At 44.5% G+C, this 15,084-nt stretch carries 20 protein-coding genes and 3 tRNA genes; 6 read left to right on the top strand and 17 right to left on the bottom strand.

Annotation, left to right across the window (positions count from 1 at the left end; translation table 11 throughout):
• Positions 1–427: PIN domain-containing protein (locus tag Q8P86_02355; protein MDP3996510.1), on the top strand; the 427-nt coding region annotated here is incomplete at its 5' end.
• Positions 409–954 carry a dihydrofolate reductase gene (locus Q8P86_02350; GenBank protein ID MDP3996509.1) on the top strand — a complete coding sequence of 182 codons (546 nt, stop codon included), beginning with the start codon at positions 409–411 and terminating at the stop codon, positions 952–954. The genes Q8P86_02355 and Q8P86_02350, both read left to right, overlap by 19 nt.
• 68 nt (positions 955–1,022) lie before the next feature.
• On the opposite strand, the gene Q8P86_02345 is transcribed toward Q8P86_02350, so the two are convergent.
• The 8 genes from Q8P86_02345 to Q8P86_02310 all read right to left on the bottom strand — a co-directional run bounded on the left by Q8P86_02345 (position 1,023) and on the right by Q8P86_02310 (position 6,879).
• Complete coding sequence (locus Q8P86_02345; protein ID MDP3996508.1) at positions 1,023–1,844, bottom strand: coenzyme F420-0:L-glutamate ligase; 822 nt, start codon at positions 1,842–1,844, stop codon at positions 1,023–1,025.
• Positions 1,845–1,864: 20 nt separating this feature from the next.
• Complete coding sequence (gene rplK, locus Q8P86_02340; protein MDP3996507.1) at positions 1,865–2,287, bottom strand: 50S ribosomal protein L11; 423 nt, start codon at positions 2,285–2,287, stop codon at positions 1,865–1,867.
• A gap of 112 nt (positions 2,288–2,399) precedes the next feature.
• Complete coding sequence (gene nusG / locus Q8P86_02335) at positions 2,400–2,945, bottom strand: transcription termination/antitermination protein NusG (protein MDP3996506.1); 546 nt, start codon at positions 2,943–2,945, stop codon at positions 2,400–2,402.
• A gap of 21 nt (positions 2,946–2,966) precedes the next feature.
• Positions 2,967–3,143, bottom strand: a complete 177-nt coding sequence (gene secE / locus Q8P86_02330; GenBank protein MDP3996505.1) for a preprotein translocase subunit SecE — start codon at positions 3,141–3,143, stop codon at positions 2,967–2,969.
• 172 nt (positions 3,144–3,315) lie between these two features.
• Positions 3,316–4,107 carry an SIMPL domain-containing protein gene (locus Q8P86_02325; GenBank protein ID MDP3996504.1) on the bottom strand — a complete coding sequence of 264 codons (792 nt, stop codon included), beginning with the start codon at positions 4,105–4,107 and terminating at the stop codon, positions 3,316–3,318.
• 74 nt (positions 4,108–4,181) lie between these two features.
• Positions 4,182–5,060 (bottom strand): bifunctional 5,10-methylenetetrahydrofolate dehydrogenase/5,10-methenyltetrahydrofolate cyclohydrolase, encoded by an 879-nt coding sequence (locus tag Q8P86_02320; GenBank protein ID MDP3996503.1) that lies wholly within the window; start codon positions 5,058–5,060, stop codon positions 4,182–4,184.
• A gap of 69 nt (positions 5,061–5,129) precedes the next feature.
• Positions 5,130–5,342 (bottom strand): hypothetical protein, encoded by a 213-nt coding sequence (locus Q8P86_02315; protein MDP3996502.1) that lies wholly within the window; start codon positions 5,340–5,342, stop codon positions 5,130–5,132.
• Positions 5,343–5,400: 58 nt separating this feature from the next.
• The gene (locus Q8P86_02310) at positions 5,401–6,879 is read right to left on the bottom strand and encodes an ATP-binding protein (protein MDP3996501.1); all 1,479 of its coding nucleotides are present in this window, start codon (positions 6,877–6,879) and stop codon (positions 5,401–5,403) included.
• 218 nt (positions 6,880–7,097) lie between these two features.
• Here Q8P86_02310 and Q8P86_02305 point away from each other — a divergent pair, with 218 nt between their 5' ends.
• Positions 7,098–8,219 carry a hypothetical protein gene (locus Q8P86_02305; protein MDP3996500.1) on the top strand — a complete coding sequence of 374 codons (1,122 nt, stop codon included), beginning with the start codon at positions 7,098–7,100 and terminating at the stop codon, positions 8,217–8,219.
• Positions 8,220–8,323: 104 nt separating this feature from the next.
• Here the strand turns inward: Q8P86_02305 and Q8P86_02300 are convergent, their stop codons facing one another.
• From Q8P86_02300 to Q8P86_02290, 3 genes are all read right to left on the bottom strand, one after another.
• Positions 8,324–9,082 (bottom strand): HAD-IIB family hydrolase, encoded by a 759-nt coding sequence (locus Q8P86_02300; GenBank protein ID MDP3996499.1) that lies wholly within the window; start codon positions 9,080–9,082, stop codon positions 8,324–8,326.
• A gap of 165 nt (positions 9,083–9,247) precedes the next feature.
• Positions 9,248–9,667 carry an NUDIX domain-containing protein gene (locus Q8P86_02295; GenBank protein ID MDP3996498.1) on the bottom strand — a complete coding sequence of 140 codons (420 nt, stop codon included), beginning with the start codon at positions 9,665–9,667 and terminating at the stop codon, positions 9,248–9,250.
• A gap of 5 nt (positions 9,668–9,672) precedes the next feature.
• Positions 9,673–10,767 (bottom strand): DUF2914 domain-containing protein, encoded by a 1,095-nt coding sequence (locus tag Q8P86_02290; GenBank protein MDP3996497.1) that lies wholly within the window; start codon positions 10,765–10,767, stop codon positions 9,673–9,675.
• 212 nt (positions 10,768–10,979) lie between these two features.
• On the opposite strand from Q8P86_02290, the gene Q8P86_02285 reads away from it, so the two are divergent.
• On the top strand, positions 10,980–11,132 hold the full coding sequence (locus tag Q8P86_02285) for a lmo0937 family membrane protein (protein ID MDP3996496.1): 153 nt from the start codon (positions 10,980–10,982) through the stop codon (positions 11,130–11,132).
• Between the two features lie 93 nt (positions 11,133–11,225).
• Here Q8P86_02285 and Q8P86_02280 read toward each other — a convergent pair.
• A tRNA-His gene (locus Q8P86_02280) sits at positions 11,226–11,296 on the bottom strand.
• A gap of 117 nt (positions 11,297–11,413) precedes the next feature.
• Complete coding sequence (locus tag Q8P86_02275) at positions 11,414–11,974, bottom strand: cob(I)yrinic acid a,c-diamide adenosyltransferase (protein ID MDP3996495.1); 561 nt, start codon at positions 11,972–11,974, stop codon at positions 11,414–11,416.
• A gap of 180 nt (positions 11,975–12,154) precedes the next feature.
• Here Q8P86_02275 and Q8P86_02270 point away from each other — a divergent pair, with 180 nt between their 5' ends.
• Positions 12,155–12,451 carry a hypothetical protein gene (locus Q8P86_02270; GenBank protein ID MDP3996494.1) on the top strand — a complete coding sequence of 99 codons (297 nt, stop codon included), beginning with the start codon at positions 12,155–12,157 and terminating at the stop codon, positions 12,449–12,451.
• A gap of 263 nt (positions 12,452–12,714) precedes the next feature.
• Here the strand turns inward: Q8P86_02270 and Q8P86_02265 are convergent.
• From Q8P86_02265 to Q8P86_02250, 4 genes are all read right to left on the bottom strand, one after another.
• Positions 12,715–12,796, bottom strand: a tRNA-Leu gene (locus Q8P86_02265).
• A gap of 128 nt (positions 12,797–12,924) precedes the next feature.
• Positions 12,925–13,359, bottom strand: a complete 435-nt coding sequence (gene rplS, locus Q8P86_02260; GenBank protein MDP3996493.1) for a 50S ribosomal protein L19 — start codon at positions 13,357–13,359, stop codon at positions 12,925–12,927.
• Between the two features lie 69 nt (positions 13,360–13,428).
• Positions 13,429–14,190, bottom strand: a complete 762-nt coding sequence (locus Q8P86_02255) for an RluA family pseudouridine synthase (protein ID MDP3996492.1) — start codon at positions 14,188–14,190, stop codon at positions 13,429–13,431.
• Positions 14,191–14,193: 3 nt separating this feature from the next.
• Positions 14,194–14,469: an acylphosphatase gene (locus tag Q8P86_02250; protein ID MDP3996491.1), complete on the bottom strand. Its 276-nt coding sequence runs from the start codon at positions 14,467–14,469 to the stop codon at positions 14,194–14,196.
• 62 nt (positions 14,470–14,531) lie between these two features.
• Here Q8P86_02250 and Q8P86_02245 point away from each other — a divergent pair.
• Positions 14,532–14,604: transfer RNA gene (locus Q8P86_02245), tRNA-Val, on the top strand.
• Positions 14,605–15,084 lie beyond the last annotated feature (480 nt).

Here is a 15,084-nt window from a genome sequence, read left to right as displayed (position 1 = left end):
TCAAGAAGCGATGAGAGTGTTTTTGGACGCGAATATCCTATTTTCCGCCGCGATGCCAAAAAGTCGCATCGGGGGTTTAGTGCGCCTCGCCAAGCGCCATGCGACTCTGCTTACCAATTCATACGCGGCAGAAGAGGCACGTCGTAATCTTGAATTAAAAAAGAATGACTTTTTGCCTGTTTTTGAGAAACTTCTTTTGGATTGTGAGATGGTCGAGGGAATGAGTACGCCTCTCTCTGTCGGACTTGTGTTAAAAGATGTGCCTATTCTTGGAGGCGCGATTGCAGGTAATGCTTCGCATCTTTTGACTGGAGACGAAAGCGACTTTGGTGTACTATTCGGGAAAACCATCCAAGGAGTAACTATCGTCTCCCCCCACATGTTTGGAGTTGAGTTAGAACAAAGGAAATGGATGAAAAAAGAATGATACAGCCAAAACCCAAAATCAGCATAGTTGTAGCCGTTACGAAAAAAGACGCCGCCATCGGAAACGGCGGTAAATTGCTTTTTCATATTTCCGACGACTTGAAGCGCTTTAAGCGACTTACTTTGGGGCATCCTATTATTATGGGGCGGAAAACTTACGAAAGTATCGGCAGACCTCTACCCGGCCGAACCAATATTATCGTTACCAGAAATTCGGAGTTTAAAGCGGAAGGGTGCATTGTTGCTGGCTCACTAGAAGGAGCTATAATGAAAGGCGAAGAGACAGCCCTTCGACAAGCTCAGGGCGATAACAAAAACCCAGAGGTTTTTGTTATCGGTGGCAGCGAAATTTACAAACAAGCTCTCCCCTACACCGACAAACTCTACCTCACACTGGTAGACAGCGATGCAGAGGGCGATGTCTTCTTCCCCGACTGGCGGAAGGACTTCACCAAAGAAACTTTCAGAGAGGATAGGTTTGATGAAAAAACGGGGCTGAAATATACATGGGTTGATTTGGAAAGATGAATAAATTTTTAAAAACATTCTAACATTCTGCAGAATGTTAGAATGTTTTTATTTCGCCAAACGCCTCTTTATTTAGGAGAACCCCCTTTTTTTCCACCTAACCGCCTTAAGAAAACACCGAACAAATCCTCCTCAAGCGGCACCTCAAATGAAGAGAATTTCTTCTTGTTTTTTGCCTTACCAAACCGAATATACGGCGCGCCGGAAATTACGGCGAGCGGGGTCTTTTCGTTTCCCTCACCCATAGCAAGTACCGCGGAAGCCGCGAGAGAGTCGGCAACATTTGTCATGGAAAATTTCATTTCCCGTCCAAAAATGTCTTCTTTGCCGCGATAATCATACAAGGGGTCAAAACCGGCATACGAGAGAGCAAAACCCGTAACGCCACGACGAAGCGGCACGGAGTGAGAATCCGTTACTACTACTCCAAGCTTTCTTATTTTATATTCTTTTTTGAGCCATTTAAGAACTTTTTGCGCGGATAGAACCGGATTTTTGGGCCATAACACGTAATAGCCGTCGCCATTGCTTTCATCTATTCCCGCGGAAGCAATAAGGAAGTTCTTCGTAATCGTGTGCATTACGCACCTGTCTTTCTTTTCTCTGGGAAGCCAAAGATCCGCCTCTTTCTTAACAAGTTCGTCTTTTGTAACTTCCAACATAGGAATTGTTCTTCCCTCCCAAATGCTTACCACCTTGGAACTTACCGCCACAATATCGCCTTCCTTAAGAGAAAGTTTTGACTTCCGAATTTTAGAAAGAAGGTCGTCTTGCGGAGGCATTACAATATCCAGTTTTACGGCTTTTATATTCATGGCAAATACTCTATCATCGCGAGGAAAAACCCGCAATTCGCGAAGCGAATTGCGGGTTTTTCCTAAACTTTTCACTTTCTACTTTCCACTTTACACTATTTAACATCCACCCCCATTGACCGAGCGCTTCCGGCCAAGATTTTTTCGACGGCTTCTATGGAACCGGCGTTTAAATCAGCCATTTTCGCTTCAGCTATCTCGCGAAGCTGTTTTTTGGAAAGCGTTCCAAGTTTTTGCGTGCCGGTCTTTCCTGCTCCCTTATCTTTGCCAACTGCTTTCAAAATCAAAGCGGTCGCGGGCGGTTTTTTGAATTCCAAATCAAAAGTACGGTCTTCATATACGCGAATAACCACAGGCACTTTCTGCCCTCTCATTTCTTTCGTACCTTCGTTAAAACGAGTTACGAATTCGCCTATGTTTACTTTGGCCTGACCGAGCGCGGGCCCGATAGGAGGAGCCGGGTTTGCCGCTCCGCCCATAATTGTAAGTTTTAATTGTTTAACTGGTATTTTTGCCATAATTATCTCGACACGAATTTACGAATAAAAGACTCGAATGACACGAATAAAATAAAACGGGTCTTATTTTATTCGTGTCATTCGCTCGGTCATTCGTATTATTCGCGTCGTGCTATATTTTCTTAACCTGTAAAAAATCCAACTCCACCGGCGTCTCTCTTCCAAACATTGAGACCAGCACTTTGACTTTGCCACGGGCCTCATCCACTTCCGCCACTTTACCCTCCAGCTCTTTAAATGGTCCGTCTGTTATTACAACCGGCTCGCCTTTTTCCAACTCTATGGCATGTTTGGCTGTCTCCACCTGCATTCTGCCGAACAAATATTCCATTTCTTTTTTATCAAGAGGCACGGGATAAATTCCGGAGCCGACAAAACCTGTAACACGCGGAGTGTTTCGCACGACAAACCACGAATCGTCGGTCACTACCATGTTTACCAATACATATCCGGGGTATATTTTTTCTTCCTCTTCAACTCTTTTGCCTCCTTTTATTTTTATCTTTTTTTCAGTCGGAACGACCACGTCAAAAATCTTGTCCTCCATGCCGAGTGACTCTATTCTTTGCTTCAAGTTTCTGGCCACCGCCTTTTCATAACCGGCATAAGTGTGTATGGCGTACCAGTTTTTATCTCCCTGCAGTTTTTGTTTGGACATAAGTAACAGCTATTAATATCTTTAAATCATTTTTTGAAGCAGTGTCGTAAATACATAATCAAAGAATCCCAAGTAAAGCGCGGTGGCCACAGAAAGAATTATAACGACTACGGTAAAAGATGTTGCCTGTTTTCTGGTAGGCCACGCTACATGACGCAGTTCCTGTCTGGTTTCTCGAATGTAATTTATTATTCTCATGAATGTTTAGAAACTGTCTTAAAACCTGCTCCTTCTATCAAAAAACCCCTCCCGGGGTTGCTTATAATTTAATACTACTCTCTAAACGCAAAAAGTCAAGGCCCGTTTGCGCTTTGCGCAAACGGGCCTTGACTTTGCCTTTTCCGCGTTTAAGGTCTTATTCCAAATGTCGCTATCTTATCTCATACGTAATACTCACGTTAGATACGTATTTATTCTCTCCCGTGGGAATACTCGGCGCGACCGCGTCGTCGCCACCACCCATTCCATAAACTTCCCCGTAAGTTGCCAAACCTCTCGCGTAGTACGGGCTTCCATTCTCGTTAAAGCTAACGATTCGGACAATTTTGACGCCAAGCTGTTTAGCTAACTCCGCCGCTTTATCCTTAGCGTCTTCAATGGCCTTTTCTCGCGCTTCGGCAATCAAACCGTCTTCGTCGTCTACCTCAAACGAAAGACCGCTTATGTTGGTCGCCCCTATTTCTCCGATGCCCGAAAGAAGTTCTCCCGCCTTTGCCGTGTCCCGAACCTTCACTTCTATGCTTTGGGAAACTTCAAATCCGACAAGCGTTCTGTCTCCCTCCGGAGGATATATCGCCCTTGTTGAAAGCTGTTTGTTGTATTCGTACCTCGGATAAACGCTGTAATTTACGGTGCGAATGTCTTTCTCCTCTATTCCTCGTTCTTTCAAAAAATCAATGGCTCTGTTCACACTCTCGGCCGAAAGCTCTTGAGCTTTGGCGACAGTTGTCGCTTCTTTGGTTACACCGAAAGTGAACATGGCTATATCCGGCACGGCAAGAACTTCCCCTTCTCCAAGAACCGATATCATGTTTCGCGCCGCCGGATCGGGGCCGACGTAAACAAACTCTTTCATCTCCGTAACTGTTTTTACCAACAGAAAAACTCCCAAAATCGCGAGCGTAAAAATAACAGCTTTTTGTATCTTATTATCTTGCATCATAAAAAATGATAAAACTAATAATTAATAATAATTGACGTAAAACACCGATAAATATTACGACCGACAAGTGACGCTCATTTCATACCGTATGCATTGGCCAAGTTTTCAAAAAGACAAAGCACTGTCATAGGCCCCACCCCGCCCGGAACGGGAGATATGGCGAAAACCATGTCTTTTACTCTTTCAAAATCAACATCTCCCACAAGCGTTCTTTTAGGTATCTCTTCTTCCAGTTTTTCCGCGCCTTCTTCAGTAACCGCGGTAATCCCGACATCCACAACTGTTTGAGTTTTATCATTTCTAAAAAAACCTTCGCCGACAAATCGCGGCTTGCCTATGGCTACTACTATTATATCAGATTGTTTTGTTATTTCAGGAACATTTTCCGTTTTGCTGTGGCAAACAGACACAATCGCCCCTTCGTTTTCCAAAAGCCGGGCCACGGGCGCGCCCACAAGTTTTGACCGGCCGAGTACCGCCACTTTTTTACCGGAAATACCGACCCCGTAAAAAGAAAGAAGTTCCAAAATACCCCTTGCGGTCGCCGGCACATGTCCGCTTTTATCCTTCAAAGACAGTTTCTTGAAATTTATGTCACCAAGGCCGTCAATGTCTTTGCGAGCGTCTATGGTGTTTAATATTTTCTCTTTATCCAAACGTTCCGGAATCGGAAGCTGAACTATAATACCGTGAACTTCTTGCCTTCGGTTTAAATCATTTACGATGTCCGTTATTTCCCTCTCTTCAACATTATCGGGAAAAACGTGATGCGACACTTTAACTCCCACTTTTTCGGCGAAATTTTTCTTTTGGGAAATATAGGCGTCTGACGCCTCGCTATGCCCGACCTGAAGTATCGCCAGAGTCAAGTCACCTCCCAAATCCGCTATGGTTTTGCGCAAAATCGCCGTTTTTCCTTCTCGTACCTTCTTCCCGTCTAAAATTAAAGTCATGGCGAAAGTATATCAAAAACAAACGTAAAAGCAGAGGGTTGAACTCTGCTTTTTAATTCGGACGCCACTCTAATCGCGCGAATGAATCGGACGAGGGCCATTTCCCAACTCCTCTTTAATATTTTCCATGGCGAGATCTGCTAAACTGGCCACCCCTTGCCCTTTGCGTCTTATGTCAACTTTTACGCCGTTTCTTGTTATCTGCCACTTTTCATACATATTGGGTTTTTTCCCGCGTGGGCGTTTGCGATTGGTGGGAATGGAGGAATTTCGTTTTTTCATCTTTTCCCATCATACCACTTTTTCATTTGCAAAAAAGCAAAAACCTTGGATTTTTGAATTACTGACTGAACGGAACGGTAAAGTAAAAAGTTGACCCCTTTCCCTCTTCGCTCTCAAGCCACATTTTTCCTCCGTGCTGTTCAATGATTTCTTTTGATATGTAAAGACCGAGCCCCAGTCCGGAATGTTCCCTCTTTTCGCTGTCATTGATTTGGAAAAATTTTTCAAAAATGATTTCCATTTTTTCTTTAGGCACCCCGATACCCTGGTCTTTCACCGCCACCCGCGCGAAGTCCCCTTCGGAAGATACGGATACGGAAACATCTTTATCAAACGCAGAGTACTTGAGAGCGTTAGTTAAAAGGTTGTTTATGACCTGCAAAATGCGATCCCTGTCCGCAAAGACCTCTATATCATCTTCTCGGGAAAAGATTTTTATTTCGCGACCCTTTTCGGTGTATTTCATGTCGGAAACGGCTTCACTCGCCAACAAGGACAAGGAGAACTTCTTTTTTTTGAAATTCAATTTCCCTCCGTACATTTTAGAAACGTCCAAAAGAGTCAGTATGAGTTTTGCCAGCTTGTCCAACTGTTCGTCCATCTTTTCCAAACTCTTGGCCGCTTCTTCGTCTCCCTCTTCAACAAAACGGTCCCGCAACATCTGGGCGAAAAGCTTGGTGCTGGTTACCGGGGTTTTAAGTTCATGACTGGCTACGGAAACGAACTCGTCTTTGCGTCTTTCTCTGTCTTTTATGTCCGTAATATCGTCAAAAAACAAAGACAGGCCGTCTTTGCCAGGATAGGCATGCAGGAGAAACCACTTCTTAAGTTCCAAAGAATAGTACTCAAATCTTAGAGGTTCGCCCTTCTCCACCGCCAAAAAACATTTTTCGCGCAGAACAGAATTCACAAAACCGGGAAATTTTTCCCAAATATTCTTTCCAAGAAGCTCTTTCCAACGCACGCCGAAAAGTTCTTCAATTCTCGGGTTTACGTAAACAAACCTCCACTGCCTGTCAAAAGCGGCGAAACCGTCATTTATACTTTCCAAAATACTTCTGATGTGCCGGTTTACTATGTCAAGATGTTCTTGTCCCGCCTTTAGATTTTTTGTTAGAAACTCCATTCGTCGACGCGTCTGTATCAGAGCCGTTATGAGGGTGGTCATGAGAAACCCGACCGCCATAAAAATGATTAAGGGTATGAGCAAAGAGGGTTCGCTGACAAAAGTACCGTCGGGTTCCTTCAAAAAAATAAAAGTTTCCGCCACGACCGCCAACGCCACGGCCAAAAGGCCTGAATGAAAACCGCCAAGCCAAGCGCTTATCAAAACCGAGGCGATAAAAATGTTGAAAGTGGCTTCCTCTCCGAAAAAAGGAGAGAGAAAAACGCGAACCAGAGCCGCTAATACAATAGACAAAAAAGCGATTGCGAAACTTTCAAAAGAAAAACTGCGATAGTTTTTATACCGCCCCCAGACCCTGTAAATATATCTGTCCAAAAAGTGGACAGATCGTATGAGCTGGTTCTGCGCCATGTTCCCGCTCTATTATTACGAGTATTCTACTCATTAAAGCCATGCTATTTTAGTGATCTGAAAAAATTACTGAACTCTTAGAGCTTTTTTATACTAAAATATAATCATGAATCTATCATGAAGGCAAATTTAAACTTTGACTTTTAGCCAGAAAATAGTAATATAACGGGCGGTTTAGAAACGACCGAAAACAGACAAAAGAAAAGAAAGGAGTCGGAATGGATAGAATATTGACAATTCCCTTTTTCAAAGATAGGCACAGAGGATGGGGTCTTGAACCGACCATCTTCCTACTCATCGGATTGGCGCTTCTGCCATATCCGGAGGCACTTCACCACTTGGACGTCGTCAGTGAAACGATAATTCTCGTGACATTTCTCGCGGGGCTTATGGGGGTTACGAGAAGTATTGGTATTCCTCTTTCTATACCGATACATCTGGTTCCGTTTGTGTGCGGATTCGGGTCCATGTTTATGGACTCATTCCTGATTTTGCTTATCTTGACAAAGGCAAAAATCGGCGGGAACGAACAAGACAAGTTGAAATTCCTTGTCATCAATACGGCGGCGGCGCTTATAGGAGGTACGGGAACGTATTTCGGCGAGGTTTACCTCCTGCCACTTTGTCTCAAGTATGGAATGCGAGAGTGGTGGAGCACTTTACCTCTTTTGCCTCCCATCATCTTATTCCTCGTATGCCTGTCCAGGATTTCCAAAAAACTGGACATAAAACTTGAAGTGGGAACAGTAGGCGGGAAACTCTCCATACAGGACTGTCTGGAGTTTATCTTCTTCATCGCGCTTCTTCTGTGGAGCAAGAACTCCATCGTTTGCTTATTTGCGCTCCTCATCTGGTCGTACATAAGCGGACAAGGACATGAGTTCATTGAAGGCGTCTGGGAGATAGACAAGGCCGTCTTGGGACTCCTCGGTTTCGCGCTTCTTCTGCTTCACGCGCCACCTTTTTTCCTGACGGATTTGGTGAAAGAAGGAATTGCCTCTTCTACGGGATGGTACGCTTTCATCCCATCAAGCATAAACGGCGTGCTAACCGGCGCTCTTTACCCAGCCACGGGCGATTTCTGGAAAGAAGCGCTCATACTTTCAACCGGAGTTCTTGTTACTCCGGCTTCAGCTCTTGTAGGGCTCATGGTATTCAAACCAAGGATGTGGGCCGGCTACTTCAGATACATGCCCCCCATCATGATTCTATGGTTTCTGATTTGCGGGATTTGGCTTTTCGGCCCATGGAAGATGTGGCTTGAGGAGCCATTCTACGAGCTTTTCGGAAAACGTCCGACGCTCTCGCTTTCTGTCACAACAACACCGGTTGACCACTGACCGGAATTACGACTTCGGGTGTAAATGACACACTTCTTTACACCTTCATCGCTGTCTCTACGGAGCGGCGATTTTTGTTTATCCAGCCATTTTAAATGGCCGGCTTACAAGCCCATAAGCGACTTCAAAAGCTCTTTTGTTTGACTTGGATTTTTCACATGGACGTATTCAACACCCGTAGATATTATAGGATGGTCATTACCACCCTCTTCAAAGTCATCTCCGACAAAAGCCATATCTTTGCGTGAGATTCCGATGTGTTTTTCCATTTGCGCTATGCCATAGGCCTTGTCAATACCTTTTCTCGTAACGTCAATGGAGCTCGTACCGCCTGTCCGTATTTCCAATTCCGGCAGATACTTTTTCAAGACCTCAATCATTTTCAAACGCTTTTTCCTATCCGGGTCCCAACCCCCCTTTACGGAAAGAGGGGCTGTGGCGCCAAATGCCGAAAACGTAACCTGCGCCCCGCGGTCTTCAACCAGTTCGCCATAAACAACTTCCGGAATCGAAAAACCGACATCAAGAAACATGCTATCAAACGCCGCGAAAATATCCTTTTTTTCATTATCTAAAAGAGTTTCTGTATATACATTTCGCCATTCCCCATTTTCCTGCCTGTAAAAAGACGAACCACAAGTGGGAAAAAGGAACAGGTTGTCAAGGTTACCTTCAGAAAGTTTCGGCACGAATTGTCTGTCATACTGCGCGAAGGAACCTCCGGAAATCACGGCGATTTTGACACTTTGGAGAAAAAGCCGAAGCAAATCAGCCATTTCATCGTCCATCGGTTGTTTGCTTTCGGCAAGTGTTTTGTCTAAATCAAAAACAAACAGTTTCTTGTTTTTCCATTCTTTTTTCATTCAAAAATTGATTATATCACCACAGCCGACCTCCATAAAGTTTCAAAAATTTCGGAAATTGCGAATGTACCGGCTTTGGAAATTGGCCGAGCCTAATTCCTCTATTAAACCCGCCTCAATAAAACATAGATGATCGTCTGCATTTTATATTTTATTAAATCAAGGTCAATTATCAAAAAAATTCTTGCCTGTTTTTAACGCTTCAAAATATGATGGCAAAGCTTTAAAAAGAGGGACGGGTAAATTTTGGAGCTTATACCAGCTCCAGCTCTCGCACTTTTCCGGCTCTCTGACTTTCGGTTCACCCGACTTCCAATCGGCAGTCACACCGATATCAATATAGTGTTTCGGCGCGTAATCTTTAAAGTTCAAAAGTCGCAGAAATTTTACGTTTTTTATCTTCATTCCCGTTTCTTCCAGCACCTCTCTTTTAGCGCATTCTTCAACGGACTCCATGTATTCCAAATGCCCGCCCGGCCACGCATACTCTTCCGCGCCATGAGAGCTTTTCCTTTTGCCCAAGAGCACCTTGCCGTCTTTGAAAATCATCACGCCTATTCCTACCTTTGGTCTTTTTTCATCCATAAATATCATTGTATAACTTTCTCAAATTCCGGCCTTTCATCGCTTTCCACAACTTGGAATTTCACCCTGCCGATAAGAGCGCCACGAAGCGTCTCTATGTCCACTCGCCACCTGCCCGCAAATATATTCTGCTTGTAAGAATAGCCCCGATAGCCGCCGTCCCTGCCCCCGACAATCGGAAACTTTATCTTGTTTACGCTCTTCCACTCCTTTGTCTGTTCGTCAAAGTACTGCCAGTTATGGGCTATATCGGTCTGCAATCGCGTAGGCGCAAAAACAGCGCTGAAAACGTAAACGCTCTCGCCTTCCTGCCAATGAAAAGTGTCGTACCTTCTAAACCTCTCGTACCATTTCTGGTTTTCTTTGGTAAGCTCGTAATTTCCGTCAGGCAACTTCGTGACATTATGATAAACGTCGGCATGTTTCAAAGAAAGAGGAATGGGCGGAATGACGTTTCCAAAATAAAGCAAATTCACCAAAGAAAAAATTCCAGCGATAACGGCAGTCAGTATCGGACGCATCGGCGCAATGCGATTCGGCATCAAAAAAGCAAGGAGTCGCAAAAAAACGTAAATCGCCACGATACTTATAATGCCACTTAGAATGAAAACCCCGACGCCCATTTTGCCGAGTAAAACCGGCGTGAAAAATATGGCGTAAGAAAAAAGAGCGAGAAATAAAACTGCCACCTGGAAAGTCAGCCGAAGATAACGGCGACGTAAAAACTCGTTGCCTACCAAAAGACCCAAAATGATAACGAGGAAAACCCAACTGCCCGCCACCGTTCCGCTCCTTGAGTAGAAAACGAAAAAACCGCTAAAAAGCGCGCCGAAAGAAAACTGCAAAATGAGTGGCAGAACTTCGTAAATCCAAGAAAAGAAACGTCCTCTTATCTTTCCCGTTTCGTATAAATTCACTAAGGTTATGGAAAGCGCGGCAATTATCAAATAAGATGCCAGAACTATATTCTCATAAAGAAGGTCAATCCTCTTCAAAGTCAGATTGTCAAAGATAAAACCAAAAAGAAGCGCGCCGGAGGAAATACGCCGTTCGTGCCTTATATACCAATCTTTAAACCCTCTGATTCTGTCGGAGGACATATTTATATCCTATCAAATGCTCGCGTACTTTCAAACAAACGATGTATTCTGCGACAATATGGAATTGTCTTCATTAAGAAAACATAGCGTTGTCGTTCTCATCTAAAAATGTTAACACGTCGTAACTCTTTACTAAAAATTCATTTAAGGACTCCATACTTGTCCATACTTATTAAGGTCAGTAATTATTCATAGCTAATCTAAAATCATATATGCTTCAAACAATAGCCGTCTTACTTCTTATATTGTGGCTTCTGGGAGTCGTCGGTGTATACACAATCGGCAACTTTATACACTTACTCCTTGTTCTCGCAATCATCATGTTCCTTATCCGAATTATTCAAGGGAGGAATCCTGTGGAGTAGTTTGGGGTTATAAATGGCGGAGTTCAATTTCCCATTTTAACCGTATAACGAAAGTTTCTATTTTTGAATATGTGGCTTTAAAGAGCCATATCTGGCGACTAGAGAGAATCGAACTCTCGAATTCGGCTCCACAAACCGATGTTTTACCACTAAACTATAGTCGCCACATTTTGTCAATGTCTGACATATTCTGCAAAATGTGACTTGGCTTACCTATCATATGAACCAAGTGATGGCAATTATGACATAACCACGCGAGATTTTCCACCTTATGTATTTTCCTACTTATAACTCGGCGGGCTTTCTTTTATACCCGCTTTGAAATTTGCATACCGAGCAAGAGCGTAAAGGAGAGACGAGAGCCGGTTTATATAAGCCAATGTTTGCTCCCCCACTTTTACCTCTTTTTTTTCTACGGCTTCCACTACCCTTCTTTCCATCCGCCGAGCAAGAGTACGAGAGATGTCAAAAAGCGAGGCAAGCTCGGTTCCACCGGAAATGAAGAAGGTTTTAATGGGTGGCATTTCGGCCTCTATCAAATTTATTAGCTTCTCCATATTCCTGACTTTTTCCTCAGCAATCGTCTTTTCCGCTCCAGCCATCTCGGCCTGAATAATAAACAAGCTCTGCTGAACCTGTTCAACAATATGAGATACGCGTACAGCGTGTAGCGTGTAGCGTGTAGCGTCAGAATGAACCTTGCAGAGGCCCAAAAACGAATTCAGTTCATCAGACGCGCCCAAACACTCCGTCCTGCAAGACGCTTTGGATACGCGCGCGCCTTTCGGTGTGTCAAAAAATTTAGTTGTTCCGCCGTCTCCTTTGCCGGTGAATAAAGACATGGATATAGCGTATAGCGAATAACGTTAAAGGTAAAGGTAGACAAAAAAACGGAATACTCTCACTATATGCTCGGCATCAAAAACTTGACTTTTTGCTTTTTGAATTGATTTTTTCAGCTTTATCAGGTAAGCTCCCAAAAGGAGAACCCACAAATGATTAACTTAATAATAAAACGGGATATGATTGAATGGAATTCATGGGATTCACTGTTTGGTGTTAACCGGAGAATACAGGAAATGCCGACAAACCAAACAGAGCCCGATCCTGACAAGGACATTCGCGACTGGCTGGCTATGTTGCCACAAGCAAAGGAGGCTGATTTAGCCGAATTTTTAGCGCGATCGTCACCCGAGTTCCGCGCCAGGGCGATAGCATATTTAGAGAGGAAGAGTGAAAGGATAAAGAAGTTGCGTTGTCCTCAAAACGTATCAGAACAAACTATTCTGAAACACCTCAAAAAAATGGCCAGCACCTGAAACTTATTCATTTTTTCCCAAAGGAGTCCACACGGACTCCTTCTTTTATTTTTACCTAAATGGGACTGTTCACACTGGTCTTGGAAACAATTGTGCGCGGGAGAGGATCGCGACTACGCTTCTCGGTCATTACATGACCAGTACACCTTTCCCATTCGCTCATGATAGGAATCACTCGCGAATATGGGAGAAGGTCTTCGAGTCCTCTCCCGCGAGTGAAGCAGTTCACTCGCTCCGCGCGCAATTTTCGCGGACTCAAATTGTGCGCGGGAGAGGACTCGAACCTCCACGCCTTGCGGCACACCCACCTCAAGGGTGCTTGTCTACCAATTTCAACACCCGCGCATTATTTAAATTATGTCCGACAATTTACCCTACAACAATAGCAAAAAATACGACTTTTACAACAAAACCGCCATCAGGCGGTTTTGTCTCAACACTTGAATCGTAAATCGTAAATCTTGAATCTGTTTTTATTGTTCCGCTATCTGCGGAGTCGGCGACTCTTTGATATCTTCGCTTGTTACCGTTACCTTCTCGTCTTTTACCGCTCTGACATTTCTCATTTCTCTGCGGATTTCTTTGGCAGCTTTTTCTCGGATATGATAGAGCTTGGACTGTCTGACTTTTGCCGTCTTCTTTACTTCTATTTTTTCAATCGCTGGCGAATACAGCGGGAAGATTCTTTCCACTCCCACACCGTCCATAACCTTTCGTACAGTGAAAGTGGCGCCAGGTTCGGTTCCGTGGCGTCTGGCAAGCACCAGACCTTCAAAATTCTGGATGCGGACTTTGTCCTTTTCCTGAACCTTAACGCCAACGCGAACCGTATCTCCCGAGCGAAAATTCAATTTCCCTCGCTCTTCCATATTCACCGGCGATATTTTTATATTTCCCAGTCCTTTCATAAGTTTGACTACTCTAACACAACCCTATACAAAATTCAACCTATTTTTGGAGCGATTCGGGTTTAGAGATTAGGGATTGATTAGCGATATCGCCTTTCTGAAATCCTCCGGATACGGGGCTTCTATAAGAATATCCTTGCCACTTGGGAGCAAGACACCTAAATTAAGAGAGTGGAGGGCAAGACGGTCAAATCCTAAAACGCAGCCCTGTTTGGACCCACCTTCGTCCCTGCTACGGCGGGCGAAGGCATACAGCTTATCGCAAACCACAGGATAATTTATTGCTTTGAAATGCACGCGAATCTGATGGGTGCGGCCGGTTTTTGGTCTCACTTCCACAAAGGTACAGCCGTGTCCTCTCTTTAATACCTTGTATTCCGTCAGCGCCTCGCGCATCTCCCCTTTCGCGCCACGAGTGGCCGACCATTTGCGAAAATCAGATGAGCTTCTGCCGATCGGCCGGTCTATTACCCCCTCGTCCTTTTTCATCTCGCCGTGAAGAAATGCGTGGTAAGTTTTTTTCGCCAATCTGTCTTGAAATTGTTTTTTAAAATGCGCGTGGGCTTCGGCTGTTTTCGCCACAACCATCGCGCCGGATGTTTCTTTGTCCAAACGATGGACTATCCCCCAGCGAGGGATAGCGCGTGGCGTGTAGCGTGTAGTGTGTACCGTGATTGGCGGCTCGCCCACTCCTTCGATTTCAGGATATTTTTCAAGCAAAAAATCAACGAGAGTTTTCTCGTCTGTTTTACCATCGCCATGCACCATAAGACCGGCCGGTTTGTTCACCGCAACAACATTTTCATCCTCATATAAAATCTGAATTTCCATTCATTAGTAATCTATCACAAAATCGGAAAATTCTCCCGATGCCTCTTTCCACGAAAATTCAAAGTCCGAGACCTTGGCAAAAGTTGGTCCGTTTTTTATTTTTTCAAGAAACTTTTGAAGTTTTATCTCTTCCCCTTCCGCCACCACAAAAACCGCGCCGTCGCTATCGTTTCGCGCAAATCCGACAACATTAAGCGAAACTGCCTCATTTCTCACAAAAGAGCGAAAGTTGACACCTTGCACAATGCCACGGATTTTACACTCAATGCGTTTTCTCATGTTTAATATGATATCAAAGGAGATTGAAATTAGATGAAAAATGATATAATATGTTCTTGCTTGCGCGCTTAGCTCAGTTGGTAGAGCAATTCGTTTACACCGAAAAGGTCGGGGGTTCGAGTCCCTCAGCGCGCACAGGTCAAACGCAGTGAGAACTGTGGGCGATAGGAAGTGAATTGCTTCACTTCCGTGAGGGACGAGAAGAGGTTCTCCGTTATGCTTTGGAAATTCCGATTTCCAAAGCATCGGAAACCTGTACTGAACATGTAATGTTCGAGTCCCTCAGCGCGCACAGTGATCTGTACCCCATAAACTATGCTTCTCTACGCACTTTGCCCCCGCCAGGATCGCGAGTACGCTTATCGGTCGTTACACGACCAGTACAGGTTTCCCGTTTTTTCGGCACAAGAGTGCCTCAAAAACACGGGAGAACCTCTTCGATTCCTGTCCGCAAGCAAAGCAGTTTGCTTGCTCGGGGGCAAAGCGCTACGCTTCGCTACGCACTTTGCCCCCGCCAGGATCGCGAGTACGCTTATCGGTCGTTACACGACCAGTACAGGTTTCCCGTTTTTTCGGCACAAGAGTGCCTCAAAAACACGGGAGAACCTCTTCGAT

This window comes from bacterium, from assembly GCA_030699905.1.
Classification (GTDB): domain Bacteria; phylum Patescibacteriota; class Minisyncoccia; order Phycocordibacterales.
The sequence above is the reverse complement of the archived record's forward strand: the minus strand, read 5'-3'. Positions and strand labels throughout refer to the sequence as shown.

Coding starts and splice junctions, on each gene's coding strand:
- Q8P86_02350 (MDP3996509.1), top strand. CDS start 409: ATGGATGAAAAAAGAATGATACAGCCAAAACCCAAAATCAGCATAGTT.
- rplK (MDP3996507.1), bottom strand. CDS start 2,287: ATGGCAAAAATACCAGTTAAACAATTAAAACTTACAATTATGGGCGGA.
- nusG (MDP3996506.1), bottom strand. CDS start 2,945: ATGTCCAAACAAAAACTGCAGGGAGATAAAAACTGGTACGCCATACAC.
- secE (MDP3996505.1), bottom strand. CDS start 3,143: ATGAGAATAATAAATTACATTCGAGAAACCAGACAGGAACTGCGTCAT.
- Q8P86_02325 (MDP3996504.1), bottom strand. CDS start 4,107: ATGATGCAAGATAATAAGATACAAAAAGCTGTTATTTTTACGCTCGCG.
- Q8P86_02320 (MDP3996503.1), bottom strand. CDS start 5,060: ATGACTTTAATTTTAGACGGGAAGAAGGTACGAGAAGGAAAAACGGCG.
- Q8P86_02315 (MDP3996502.1), bottom strand. CDS start 5,342: ATGAAAAAACGAAATTCCTCCATTCCCACCAATCGCAAACGCCCACGC.
- Q8P86_02310 (MDP3996501.1), bottom strand. CDS start 6,879: ATGGCGCAGAACCAGCTCATACGATCTGTCCACTTTTTGGACAGATAT.
- Q8P86_02305 (MDP3996500.1), top strand. CDS start 7,098: ATGGATAGAATATTGACAATTCCCTTTTTCAAAGATAGGCACAGAGGA.
- Q8P86_02300 (MDP3996499.1), bottom strand. CDS start 9,082: ATGAAAAAAGAATGGAAAAACAAGAAACTGTTTGTTTTTGATTTAGAC.
- Q8P86_02295 (MDP3996498.1), bottom strand. CDS start 9,667: ATGGATGAAAAAAGACCAAAGGTAGGAATAGGCGTGATGATTTTCAAA.
- Q8P86_02290 (MDP3996497.1), bottom strand. CDS start 10,767: ATGTCCTCCGACAGAATCAGAGGGTTTAAAGATTGGTATATAAGGCAC.
- Q8P86_02285 (MDP3996496.1), top strand. CDS start 10,980: ATGCTTCAAACAATAGCCGTCTTACTTCTTATATTGTGGCTTCTGGGA.
- Q8P86_02275 (MDP3996495.1), bottom strand. CDS start 11,974: ATGTCTTTATTCACCGGCAAAGGAGACGGCGGAACAACTAAATTTTTT.
- Q8P86_02270 (MDP3996494.1), top strand. CDS start 12,155: ATGATTGAATGGAATTCATGGGATTCACTGTTTGGTGTTAACCGGAGA.
- rplS (MDP3996493.1), bottom strand. CDS start 13,359: ATGAAAGGACTGGGAAATATAAAAATATCGCCGGTGAATATGGAAGAG.
- Q8P86_02255 (MDP3996492.1), bottom strand. CDS start 14,190: ATGGAAATTCAGATTTTATATGAGGATGAAAATGTTGTTGCGGTGAAC.
- Q8P86_02250 (MDP3996491.1), bottom strand. CDS start 14,469: ATGAGAAAACGCATTGAGTGTAAAATCCGTGGCATTGTGCAAGGTGTC.